Below are 11,666 nucleotides of genomic sequence, written 5' to 3'. Positions count from 1 at the left end.
CCGCTCGACAAGCCCATCGCAAGCAAAATGCGCAGAGCAAACTGGAACAAAGAATTCTTCTTCCAGCTCTTTGCTCATATGCGATAGCCCTGCCCACAAGGGGGAGGGACCAAAGTGCCGCACCCGCGTATTCCACTTCACCGTTTCATCTGCAGAAAAGATTTGCTGTTTGGCACAATACAGCGCGCCAGCTTAGTCCCTTCCCCTTGTGGGGAGGGGTTGGGGAGGGGTCTTTCTCGAGGCAGACCTCGCCGATCTCCACCTCCTCAAGACGACGCGCCCAAAACCGCCTCCTGCTCCCGCCGGGCAAAAGGCGGAAAGGCCAGCGCGATCGCCGCGGCCCCAAGCCCCACCATCGCCGAGCCGATGAACAGCCAGGAATAATTGGCGAACGTATCGAAGATCCAGCCGCCGATCAGCGGCCCGAAGGCCATGCCGATGCTCGACAGCATCGTCGCCGCGCCGAAGACCGTGCCGATGATGCGCGGCCCGAAATATTCCCGCGCCAGCACCGCATAGAGCGGCATCACGCCGCCATAGGCGCTGCCGAAGACGATGGCGAGCGCATAGAATTCGCCGAGTTGGCTGACGAAGAGATAGGTCGCGAGGGCGAGCGCCTGCACCAGCAGGCCGGCGACCAGCACCGGCTTCACCCCGATCCTGTCGGCAAGGCTGCCATAGAGCAGCCGGCCGCCGAGGCCCGCCAGCCCCTCGACGCTGTAGATGCTGACGGCCGCCATCGGGGCGACGCCGCAGATCGTCGCATAGTTCACCATGTGGAAGATCGGCCCGGAATGCGCCGCGCAGCAGGCAGAGAAGGTCAGGCCCAGCACGATGAATTGCGGTGATCGAAAGACTTTCGACAGCTGCGGCCGGGCACCGTCGACGGCGAAGCCGGCTCCGGCTTCCGCGGCCGCGGCGGGCGGACGCCTGACCAGCAAAGCGGCCGGCACCAGCAGCAGCCAGGCGCCGATACCGATCATCAGCATGGCCGGCCGCCATTCATAGGCCGAGATCAGCCAGCGCGCGAAAGGCGAAATCGTCATCGGCGCCACACCCATGCCGGCCGAGACGAGCGACACCGCAAGGCCGCGATTCTCGTCGAACCAGGCGGTCGTCGCTGCAATCATCGGCGCGAAGAAGGTGCTGGCGGCCAGGCCGACGAGGATGCCGTAGGTCAGCTGGAACTGCAGCAGCGTCTCGGCCCGGCTTGCAAGCACCAGCGCCAGCCCGAGCAGCACGGAGCCGATCAGCACGACGATGCGCGGGCCGAAGCGGTCGCTGGCCGCACCCCAGAGGAAACCGCCGAAACCCATGACGATGAAATTCAGCGTCATCGCGCTGGCGATGCCGACATGCGACCAGCCGGTGGCGGTGGCAATCGGCTCCTGAAAAATCGCCAGCGAGAACATCGCGCCGAGCGCAACGCATGTCATCAAAGCGCCCGCAGCGACGATGACCCAACGATAGGAAACACTCATGGCTTCATACCTCCATGCCGACAGAGTGATCGCGGCGCCTGCGCCCCGCAATCTCAAGACGTTTGAGCCGCCGCGATTTCGACAGCCCCACGCATGTTTTTCGCCGGGCAGCCCTACAGGGCGCGAAACATCACCAACGCGTCGACATAACCCTCGCTGGGATGGAGGAAGACGCCGGGAAGGCGGCCGACGATTTCGAAGCCGAGGGATTGCCACAGCGCGACGGCACGCCGATTGCTGCTGACGACGAAGTTGAACTGCATCGCCCGAAAACCCCGCAGACGGGCATGCTCCAGCGAATGTTCGTGCATTCGGCGGGCAACGCCGCGGCCGGCCGCGGCAGCATCGGTCATGTAGCCGCAATTGCAGACATGCCGCCCGCCGCCGGCCTGATTGGCCTTGATGTAGTAGGTGCCGAGGACGACGCCATCCTCTTCGGCGACGAAGGTCTCGCGATCCGACCCCATCCAATAGGCGAGCGCATCGGCTTGCGAGAGATCGCGGTCGAGCGCATAGGTCTCGCCGGCCCGGATCGTCGGGCCGATGATTTTCCAGATGGCGTCTCGATCGTTCATGTCTGCGGGTCGGATCAGCATGCCCGATTTCTACAGAAGCCGGTCATCACGCGCAATGGATTGACCGAATTCAAACCCTTTCGAGCGCGATCGCGATCCCCTGCCCGACGCCGATGCACATGGTCGACAGCGAATATTTTCCGCCGGTCTCGGCAAGCTCCAGCGCCGCCGTGCCGGTGATGCGGGCGCCGGACATGCCGAGCGGATGGCCGAGCGCGATTGCGCCGCCATTGCGGTTCACCCGTTGATCGTCATCGGCAATGCCGAGGGCGCGCAGCACCGCCAGCCCCTGGCTGGCGAAGGCCTCGTTGAGCTCGATGACGTCGAACTGGTCCTGCGTCATACCGAGCCGGGCCATCAGCTTGCGCGAGGCCGGGATCGGACCCACGCCCATCACCCTTGGCGGTACGGCGGCCGCAGCACCACCGAGGATGCGGGCGATCGGGGTCAGCCCATATTTCCGCGCCGCCGCTTCGGACGCGACGATCAGCGCCGCCGCCCCGTCATTCACGCCGGAGGCATTGCCTGCCGTCACCGTGCCGCCTTCCTTCTTGAAGGGCGTGGCGAGTTTCGCCAGCACCTCGATCGTCGTCGCGCGCGGATGCTCGTCCTTCTCGACGATGACGGGATCGCCCTTGCGCTGCGGGATGGTCACTGCGGTAATTTCCTTCGCCAGCCGCCCGCTCGCCTGGGCGGCGGCGGCCTTCGCCTGGCTGCGCACGGCAAAGGCATCCTGGTCTTGGCGGCTGACGTGATAATCCTCGGCGACGTTCTCGCCGGTCTCCGGCATGGAATCGACACCGTACTGCTTCTTCATCAGCGGATTGACGAAGCGCCAGCCGATCGTCGTGTCGTGAATTTCGGCGGCGCGCGAAAACGCCGTCTCGGCCTTCGGCATGACGAAGGGCGCGCGCGACATGCTTTCGACACCGCCCGCGATCATCAGCTCGGCTTCGCCGGCGCGGATGGCGCGCGCCGCGGTGATGACCGCATCCATCCCGGAGCCGCAAAGCCGATTGATCGTCGTGCCCGGCACCGCAATCGGCAGGCCGGCGAGCAGCGCCGACATGCGCGCGACATTGCGGTTGTCCTCACCCGCCTGGTTGGCGCAGCCGAAGATCACGTCGTCGACGGCTTCCCAATCGACGCCGCCGTTGCGCGCCATTAGCGCCTTCAGTGGGATGGCGCCGAGATCGTCGGCACGCACCTGCGAAAGCGAGCCGGCGAAGCGGCCGATCGGCGTCCTGATATAGTCGCAGATAAAGGCTTCGGTCATGGCTTTTCCTTTAGAGTTTCGGGACGACGAGGTCGCCAACCGGCCCTTCGACATGGAGGGCCGCGCCGGTCATGGCCTGCAACTCCTCGAGCGACATGGCGGCGAGCTTCTCGCGCAGAACGAAGCGTCCATCGACGATGTCGATGACGGCATGGCTGGTATAGACGCGGGTGATGCAGGCGACGCCGGTCAGCGGGAAGGCGCATTTCTCCACCAGCTTCGGCTCGCCCGTCTTGGTGACGTGCTCGGTGATGACGCAGACCTGCTTGGCGCCATGCACCAGGTCCATGGCGCCGCCGACCGCCGGCACGCCCTTGCTGCCGACCCGCCAGTTGGCGAGATCGCCGCTCTGGGCGACCTGATAGGCGCCGAGGATCGCGACGTCGAGATGACCGCCACGCACCATGGCGAAGCTGTCGGCATGGTGGAAGAAGGCAGCACCCGGCTTCAGCGTCACCGCCTTCTTGCCGGCATTGATCAGGTCCCAGTCCTCCTCGCCGGCAGCCGGCGGCTCGCCGAAATTGAGGATGCCGTTTTCCGTGTGGAAGATCGCCTGACGGCCGGGCGGCTGGTAGCGGGCGACCATTTCGGGAAAGCCGATGCCGAGGTTTACATAGGCGCCGTCGGCAATGTCCTGGGCGGCGCGCCAGGCGATCTGCGCATTGGAAAGTTTGATGTCGTCCCTGATATCAATGGTCATATGTAGGCCACTCCGGCTCGGATGAGCTCTTCTTCCTGCTGGGGATGGGGAACGGTGACGACGCGGTCGACGAAGATGCCGGGGGTGACCACATGTTCGGGATCGATGCCGCCAGCCGGCACGATGGAGGAGACCTGGGCGATGGTCTTGGCGGCGGCCATGCACATCAGCGGATTGAAGTTGCGGCCGGCCTTGTTGTAGGTGAGGTTTCCCTGGACGTCGCCGATCTCAGCCTTGACGATCGCGAAATCGGCCTTCAGCCAACGCTCCTGCACATAATGGCGGCCGTCGAATTCGGCGATGACCTTGCCTTCGGCCAGCTCCGTGCCATAGCCGGTCGGCGTATAAAAGGCCGGGATACCGGCGCCGCCGGCGCGGATGCGCTCGGCCAGCGTTCCCTGCGGCACCAGCTCGAGTTCGATCTCGCCGGCCAGGTATTTATCGGTAAAGGCGCGCGGATCGGAGGAGCGCGGGAAGGAGCAGATCATTTTCCGGACCAAGCCGGCATCAATCATTGCGGCGATGCCGATGCGGCCGTTGCCGGCATTGTTGTTGATCACCGTCAGGTTCTTCGAACCCTTGTCGATCAAGGCATGAATCAGCTCGATCGGCGCACCCGAGCCGCCGAAACCACCGATCATGACGGTCGCGCCGTCACCGATCTCGGAGACGGCCTCAGCCGTGCTCCCGACTGTCTTGTCCATGCGGGAATTCTCCTTGGCTGTGCGGAAGGACCTGCCGGTCCTATCCTCCAGCCTCAGAGATAAAGCTTAGGCAGGGCAGAGGGCAAGGTAATTTGTGCGATATTTGATATTTGTTCATATATCGCACAAATTGGACTCAATCGCGAAGCCGCTGCGGTGCCAGCAATTGTGTTTGCGCATAGGCCAGCGGCGACCGGTTGCCGGGCAGGTTTTCGTCGAGCACCAGCGTCTTGAGGTCGTCGGCGCGGAGGTCGAAGGCGATGACCCGTTCGAGCTTGTCCAACGACCAGACCGAATAGCCGAGCTCCCGCGAGTAACCGCAATCGCACCCGCAGCCGTCTCCGAGGATCTCCGTGGCCTCGACGGGAAGACACATGATCTTCGGCTTCGGCAGCTTGTAACAGTGGCCCTCATAGGCATAGCCATAGATCACGCCGATGCTGATGATCCCGACATTGCCGGGATCGATCGGAATGTAGCAGTTGCCGACCTTGAGCCTGATTTTGTCGGAACCCGCTTCGGGATCGCCATCTCGCATCGGCCTTGCGTCCTTGCCGGGACAAAATTCTTTTCGCCCGTAGAGACGGACCTCGCTGGGATTGAATGGCACTTTACCTGTTCCAATGAACGGATTTTCAGAGCAGCAACTCATTTCCCCTCTCCTTTTCCGGCTCACCGCGAGCCGATGATTTCACGCCATACAAAGTTTTCCTCTAATTGCGCCGCAGTCTGTAGATCCGCAGCAGAGATGATTGCCAGCGCGGCGTCCCCAAGCCGCATCGTGTCCGGGTCCAGCCTGTGAAGCGCTGCGCCGATCGCCGCGCCGACGGAATCCCTTGCCTTGGTCAAGGCCTGCTTGAAGAAGAGCGGCCGGTCCCGGCAGGCCGTCGCCGTCGATTGCCGGAACCAGTCGAACTCGTCCTGCGCCAGATCGCGAAGATTGACGGAGAGAAGACGGTGATCGGCGCAGCCGCTGGCGACCAGTTCCCGGTGGTAGAGCTCGACGATCGTATCGAAGATCGCACCGAGAAAGGGCAATGAGCGGTCGTGAACCTCGCTGGTGACTTCCGACATGCGCCGGAAATTGGTCGCAAGGCGGATCTGCGTCTCCGGGCTCGTCTCGGCAAAGCGGTTGAGCTCGTTATAGAGAAGGAGGTTGCCCTTCGTCCGGCGCAGCAGACGGTCGATGGCGGAATCGAAATGCAGGAAGGAGATCAGGGATATGCTGTCCGAGATCGCTTCGGAGAAGGGAAAGAAGTCCGCGTCACGGGAAAGCGAGCCGGGAACCCCCGTCTGCGACAGCGTGATGAGGTGACCGATCTCATGCGCGATCGTATCGAAATTCAGCGCATAGGGCCATTGCTGACCACCTGCGTCCGAGTAACCGAGTTCGAGGAAACCGAAGCCCGCCTGCGCGTTGTCCCACCGGACGAAGGGAACGATTTCGAGCCGCGGGTAGAAATCGGAAAAGAACCAATGCATCGGCCGCGCAACATAGTTACGCCAGGCCTCCAGAACGAAATGAATGCAAGCATAGGCATGGACGCCGAGATAGTCGCGCGATCTTGGGTCGAGACCATCGAAATTGCCGTCCGGCCCGGGCCGTACGGAACGCCGCCGGGGGCCGCGAAACGGCGGCAAGTCCCTGTAACCATAAGGCTCCTTGTCGTACAGCGGATCGGCGACATACATCGATACGTCGCTGGGGCCATCAGCGATCTCGTCAGGCAATATCGACAGCAAAACGCGATCCGGCTGCTCATATCCAAGGATAAAGGGCGGCTGGGGAAATATCCAGAATCGAGTACCAAGTCCCGGCTCGGTCCTTTTAAGTGATATGTCAGGAGGTAATTCCATAGCTCAACTACTCAATTAGATGAGTTATATGGCAACAACTTAAATTAGTACTTGCTAACTAAACTGATGTCAATAGATCCGGCTTCCAGATCGCGCAGAAAGGTATTGGTTACCATAAAAGATTGCCCCGCAGGCTTGTACTTCGACAGGGTTGGGGCGAGCCGCAGCGCGAGGCGCGCATCGGCCGTCTTCTGCGCGATCCAATGGCTGCGCAGCAGGGCCGATGTCTCCGCTGGCCATTGCGCTGCGGCCAGCACCTTTCGAAGGGAGCGGTCGCGGAAATTGAGCCGCCGGGCGGCGGTGAGGCCGGCATCCATCTCGGCTTTGGCAATCAGGCCACGACGATAAAGCGTCGTAAAACTGCGCTGCAGATCGACCAGCGCCTCGGTCAAAGCCGTGAAGCCGAGCTCCGCGGGGCCGCATTGGACCGCGACGGCATCTTCCGCCGTCAGCGGCCAACGCCGGTACCATCGATAGATCAAACCGACGCCGATCATTCCGAATGGATGCAACTCGGCTGCCCGGAGCGCCCCCATGCTTGCGGCTCCGATCATCACGATCCCCTGCGACAGCGCCCAGAGAATCTCCTTGTGGCGCACGGCCGGCCTGTCCTCGAAAAGACCGTCGATCAAGACCATCGCTTTCGGACGAAATGCGTGGGCGGCAAGAATGATGTCTCCCTGCGAAACCGGCTGCAGATAGACGGCGTCCAGAATGCGCTGCGCCTGCGGCAAGCCAAGCGTCGGACCAAGAAAGACGAGTATGGGGCCGTCCGCTTTCTGATCCATCCCGCGCCCTCACCGTTCGACCGCAAAAGGGCGCATGCCCGCCAGCACCGTGCGCACGCAATGAATATCCGGATCGTCTTCAGAGGCGACTGGAACGGCAAGAACCGGCCCCAGGCCAGCTGAAACGATCCTTTCCAGGAGATCGGCAAGGTCGGTAACCGCAGGCAAAATCTCCACCTCGATCGTTGGACCACCTTCACCCAGAATGAGATTGCGGGCGTCAGTCAGCATGGCCCTGCTTGGCCTCGCATAATGTTTGCGCGTCTGGTCGTCGCGCGCACCGGATATCGCCCCGGCCCGGGCCGCCAATGCTTCCAGCAAGGCGCCGAACGCCGCGCCGTGAAGATCGAGACCGGCACAATAACCCTCCGTCGGGAGGGCCAGCACGGCTTCGCCTTCGCCGGCTTCGATCGTCTGGCACCAGACGACCGGAATCCCTGTCGGCGAAGGGGCTCGCCAGAAGGCAGCCGATATTCCGAGCCCGGCGATATCCGAGAGAACATCCTGAACTACTATGCCCAATTCCGGCACCGGCAGCCTCATCCGGTCCATGAATCCGTGGGTTTCGAAGGCCCGGGCAATCGCATCCCTTTCGATGCATTCCAGCAGCCCATGCCGCAGGGCGCCGAAGTCCGAGCTGTGGCAAGCAAGGCCTGTCGTGGTGCGCATGAAAACGCCATCATGGGGCGGAGGCGGATCGGTATAGATCGTGTGCACAAGTTCGAACGGGATCGGCGCGGCAGCGCCGGTTGCCATATCCACACCCATGATCCAGTCGACCTGGCGGTCGCGCCAATTCGCCCGAGAAGCCGGAAGGCAGAAACCGTCGAAAGATCCAGCGCCGATCCCCAGGCTTTCTGCGGTCGACAGGAAGACACGGGAGGCGGGGATTGCCTCGGCGTAAAGTCGCTCGAGCGATTCCATGACCGCTCCGATCGCGGCAGACGTTCTGGACATTCCACGGCCGAGCGAGGTGACTTCAGACAATGCCGCCGGTCGTATGGCCTGGACGACCGGAAGTCCGACCCGATCGAGTCCTGTGAGATCGGCGATGCGTGTGATCCGGGCTCGACGGCAGAACGGCCGCAAGGAGCGGAAATAGGCTTCGGCACTCTCAGGGTCCTCCGCCGCCGCGAGAGGTATGTTTGCGTCGATAATGCCGGCATAAAATGCCGAGAGCATTTCCCTCCCGTCGGCGGAGCAAACGTCAGAGATCGCCGGCAAGGTCGAGCTCCTTTGCCGATCGATGCGCCCGATGCAGCAAGGCAACCGCGCCCTGCTCTTCGGCAATGACGAGCGCCGTCCTCAGATCCGCAAGCAGAGCCGCCTCGCCTGCCTTGGCGTTCGACAGCAGCAGCGCGCGACGGCGGTGAAGCTCGGCCAGCCAATAATGGTGGCCTGTCGCCTTCGCTTCGCCGATAGCATCGGTGACGACCTCGATCGCCGCCTGATATTTCCGCGCCTGGCCGAGCATGGTCGCATGCATGTAGAGATAGATCGGCAGATCGGCGACGGTTCCGAGCTCCCTTAGGAGCGCCAGGCCTTGATGGAAAATCTCCTGACCGCGGGAGAGATTTTCAACATGCGCGGTCGACCATCCGCGAAAGACCATCGCCAGTGCCGACAAGGATTGCAGTTCGTGCCTTTTGGCAAAATCGCCCATCCTGGCCGAAATCTCCATCAGGCGGGCGTGATCGTTGCGATAGAAGGCCGATACCGCCTCGGTATCGAGCGAGTGCGACTTGCTCGGCATATGCGCGATCCGATCGGCAAAAGCGACCATCTCGGCGAGCGCCCTGCTGGATTCTTCGGTCTGCCCCGTCAGCCAGAGCGACAGCGCCAGCTGTCCGAGACCGCAGACCTTGGCGTCGTGGCCGAAGACGTTGCGGCTCGCCTTCGCCGCCTCCTCGTCGTAAAGCGCAAGCCCCGCCTGTATCGCTTTTTGAGCCTCCTGCTGCCTTCCGACGTTGAACTCTATAGCCCAGATCGAATGGTTGACCTGCAACTCGATCTCGCGATCGGTTATCCCGGACAGCATGGCCTGAACTTCTCGGGCGCGGCTGTGCATTTCCGTGAAATTCTGGCCGGTCAGCCACCAGCCCCAATAGAGCGGAAACCACTTGGGCTGATCTTCCTTCGGCTGGCGGCGTGCGATCTCGACGCCTTTTTCATAAAGCCTCCGCGCCGGCGCCGAGTTGGGTCCGACCGTCGCCGTCAGCAGCGGTCCAAGCACCATCAGTACCGACAGGCACAATTCATCCGAAACAGCGTCGGGCACGGTCTCGCAAAGTGCCAAAGCATGCTCGAAATGGTGGCGCGCCTCCACCATCGCCGATCGGCCGGCGTGCTCCTTTCCGGCCTGCAAGAACAGCGAAACCGCCTGCGGCAGCAGGCCGGCGGATTCTGCATGCTCGGCAAGCGCACCCGTATCCAGCCAGCTCGCGATCGCCGGATTGCTGTTGGCCGCCATGAACAGGCGGCGGTGGAGAAGCTGGCGCTGCGTTTTCAAGAGGCCGTTGTAGATGGTTTCCTGGATCAGCGCGTGGCGAAAGCCATAGGCAACGCCGCCATGGGCACGCAGCCGGGTCAGGAATCCGGTCTCGCACAGCGTTTCGGCGGCATGCAGGAGAGATTTCCGGCTTGTATCCGGCAGCAACGGGCGAAGCAGCGAGACGGTAAAACGATCGCCGGCGACGGCCCCGGCGCGCGCCACGTCTCTGGCGGAACCCAAATGTTCGAGCCGCGAATTCAAGATGCCCTCGAAGACCGAAACATGATTGCGGGACGGATTTTCCGGCACGTCCATCGCATCTTCAGCCGCCGCATCGAATGCCCATTGGCATATTTCCTCGATGAAAAGCGGGACGCCGCCGGAGATGCGTTCGCTCGCCTCGAGCAGCTGCGGCAATGCCTCCCGGCGATGCTTCGGCCAGCGTGCGGCGATCGCCAGCCGGGTTTCATCGCGGTCGAGCGGACCGAGCGAGATATGTTCCGGCTCGTCGCCGTCGAACATGCCGGCAGTGAGGCCCCGCCGGCTGGTGAGGATCAGCAGGGCGGGCAGCGTGGGTACGAGCCGCGCCGCTTCGCGAAGCAGGTGCTCCGACGTAGGGTCGATCCAATGAATGTCCTCGACGACAATGACGAGCGGCGCCTGCTCACATATGACGCTCAATGCTTTCGAAAGCGCCTGCCGCGCGCGTTTCTGTATCGTCTTCGGAGAACTGTCGGAGAGAGTTTCATTGCGCCCATCCGCACCGAGCAGATGCGAGAATATGCCGATCACTTCGGGATCCCCGATGCCGTGGCGCGCGAACTGGGCGGCGACCGCCTCGACCGTCAGCGGCCCGCCAGCTGCAGCGTGGGAGCGGCGCTGGGGAAAGCTGTTCAGCAGCGGGTGAAGCGTCGAGCGAAACCCTCCCGGCAGGCATTGAAAGAACAGCGATCGTGCCGGCTGCGCATGGATCATGTGGCGGGCTTGCCGCAGCAGGCGCGACTTGCCGATGCCGGCCTCGCCGGTGATTGCAAGCACCTTGCCCTTGCCTCTGACGGCAGCGTTCCAGGCCTTTTCTATCCGGCCAAGCTCGGCGGCGCGGCCAACGAAGGTGCCGTCCAGCCTTCCGAATGCGTGGAACCGATCGAGCTCCCGTTTGCGGCCGATTGCTCTCCAGACATTTTCGGGTGCGGAAAAACCTTTCAACATGCGCGCGCCTTCCGGAACGAAGGCATGCGAGCGGCCAGCGAGATTGCGGGTCTCTTCCGAAACCAGCACGCTGTCGGATTCGGCGGCGGCCTCAAGCCTTGTGGCAAGCGCAAGCGCTGCGCCCGTGACCGGCTCGTGTATCCAGTTCTGCAGCTGCGCATCCCGGATCAGGGCAACCGAGGTCGCAACACCGACACGCACGTGCAGATCGTCCCGAATGAGATCGCCGGCGAGGCGCTGACATGCTTTGACGATTCCGAGGCCCGCGCGGATCGCCGCCGAGGCGGCATCGCGGGGCCCAAGCTCGATCGGGAAAAGTGCCACGCCGCCATCGCCGGCTTCGACGCGGACGACGCCGGAATGCGCCGTGATCGCCTGCCGCGCCGCCTGCTGAAAGGCGGCGATCATATCCTGATAGTCCTCGATATCCATCAGATTGAAGAGATTGGTGGAGCCGATCAGATCATAACACAGCGCGGTCACGACCCGCCGCTCGCCGCCATGTTGGGAAGGACGGCCATCGCCAGTCGAAACGTCGGTAGATTGCCCCTGCTTATCGATCGGCGTGTCGCGACTCATACAGGC

General features: G+C 62.9%; 9 protein-coding genes and 1 pseudogene. All 10 read right to left on the bottom strand.

Translation table 11 applies throughout. The annotated features are described in order from the left end of the window. Positions 1-266: 266 nt before the first annotated feature. The 10 genes and pseudogenes from GGD57_RS17805 to GGD57_RS17760 all read right to left on the bottom strand — a co-directional run bounded on the left by GGD57_RS17805 (position 267) and on the right by GGD57_RS17760 (position 11,660). Positions 267-1,481 carry an MFS transporter gene (locus GGD57_RS17805; protein WP_184471637.1) on the bottom strand — a complete coding sequence of 405 codons (1,215 nt, stop codon included), beginning with the start codon at positions 1,479-1,481 and terminating at the stop codon, positions 267-269. Positions 1,482-1,594: 113 nt separating this feature from the next. After that, a complete protein-coding gene (locus GGD57_RS17800) occupies positions 1,595-2,077 on the bottom strand; it encodes a GNAT family N-acetyltransferase (protein ID WP_184471636.1) in 483 nt (160 codons plus the stop codon). 49 nt (positions 2,078-2,126) lie between these two features. Next, a complete protein-coding gene (pcaF, locus tag GGD57_RS17795; protein WP_184471635.1) occupies positions 2,127-3,332 on the bottom strand; it encodes a 3-oxoadipyl-CoA thiolase in 1,206 nt (401 codons plus the stop codon). Between the two features lie 10 nt (positions 3,333-3,342). Further along, positions 3,343-4,032, bottom strand: a complete 690-nt coding sequence (locus tag GGD57_RS17790) for a 3-oxoacid CoA-transferase subunit B (protein WP_184471634.1) — start codon at positions 4,030-4,032, stop codon at positions 3,343-3,345. Next, positions 4,029-4,736, bottom strand: a complete 708-nt coding sequence (locus tag GGD57_RS17785) for a 3-oxoacid CoA-transferase subunit A (protein WP_184471633.1) — start codon at positions 4,734-4,736, stop codon at positions 4,029-4,031. The genes GGD57_RS17790 and GGD57_RS17785 overlap by 4 nt, the downstream gene beginning before the upstream one ends. A gap of 136 nt (positions 4,737-4,872) precedes the next feature. Continuing rightward, positions 4,873-5,184: pseudogene (locus tag GGD57_RS17780) on the bottom strand (hypothetical protein); the annotation flags it as partial. 224 nt (positions 5,185-5,408) lie between these two features. Next, positions 5,409-6,593, bottom strand: coding sequence for a hypothetical protein (locus GGD57_RS17775; RefSeq protein ID WP_184471631.1), 1,185 nt, complete (start codon positions 6,591-6,593; stop codon positions 5,409-5,411). A gap of 44 nt (positions 6,594-6,637) precedes the next feature. Next, positions 6,638-7,381 carry a TfuA-like protein gene (locus GGD57_RS17770; RefSeq protein WP_184471630.1) on the bottom strand — a complete coding sequence of 248 codons (744 nt, stop codon included), beginning with the start codon at positions 7,379-7,381 and terminating at the stop codon, positions 6,638-6,640. Positions 7,382-7,390: 9 nt separating this feature from the next. Beyond that, positions 7,391-8,563, bottom strand: a complete 1,173-nt coding sequence (locus tag GGD57_RS17765) for a YcaO-like family protein (RefSeq protein ID WP_184471629.1) — start codon at positions 8,561-8,563, stop codon at positions 7,391-7,393. 25 nt (positions 8,564-8,588) lie between these two features. Further along, on the bottom strand, positions 8,589-11,660 hold the full coding sequence (locus GGD57_RS17760; protein WP_184471628.1) for an ATP-binding protein: 3,072 nt from the start codon (positions 11,658-11,660) through the stop codon (positions 8,589-8,591). Positions 11,661-11,666: the final 6 nt, after the last annotated feature.

The organism is Rhizobium esperanzae (assembly GCF_014197615.1).
In the GTDB taxonomy this organism is placed as follows: Bacteria; Pseudomonadota; Alphaproteobacteria; order Rhizobiales; family Rhizobiaceae; genus Rhizobium; species Rhizobium esperanzae_A.
The sequence above is the reverse complement of the archived record's forward strand: the minus strand, read 5'-3'. Positions and strand labels throughout refer to the sequence as shown.

Bases quoted from the DNA above. Each gene is read 5' to 3' on its own strand.
- GGD57_RS17765 (WP_184471629.1), bottom strand. From the start codon at position 8,563: ATGCTCTCGGCATTTTATGCCGGCATTATCGACGCAAACATACCTCTC.
- GGD57_RS17790 (WP_184471634.1), bottom strand. From the start codon at position 4,032: ATGACCATTGATATCAGGGACGACATCAAACTTTCCAATGCGCAGATC.
- GGD57_RS17775 (WP_184471631.1), bottom strand. From the start codon at position 6,593: ATGGAATTACCTCCTGACATATCACTTAAAAGGACCGAGCCGGGACTT.
- GGD57_RS17805 (WP_184471637.1), bottom strand. From the start codon at position 1,481: ATGAGTGTTTCCTATCGTTGGGTCATCGTCGCTGCGGGCGCTTTGATG.
- GGD57_RS17770 (WP_184471630.1), bottom strand. From the start codon at position 7,381: ATGGATCAGAAAGCGGACGGCCCCATACTCGTCTTTCTTGGTCCGACG.
- GGD57_RS17760 (WP_184471628.1), bottom strand. From the start codon at position 11,660: ATGAGTCGCGACACGCCGATCGATAAGCAGGGGCAATCTACCGACGTT.
- GGD57_RS17800 (WP_184471636.1), bottom strand. From the start codon at position 2,077: ATGCTGATCCGACCCGCAGACATGAACGATCGAGACGCCATCTGGAAA.
- pcaF (WP_184471635.1), bottom strand. From the start codon at position 3,332: ATGACCGAAGCCTTTATCTGCGACTATATCAGGACGCCGATCGGCCGC.
- GGD57_RS17785 (WP_184471633.1), bottom strand. From the start codon at position 4,736: ATGGACAAGACAGTCGGGAGCACGGCTGAGGCCGTCTCCGAGATCGGT.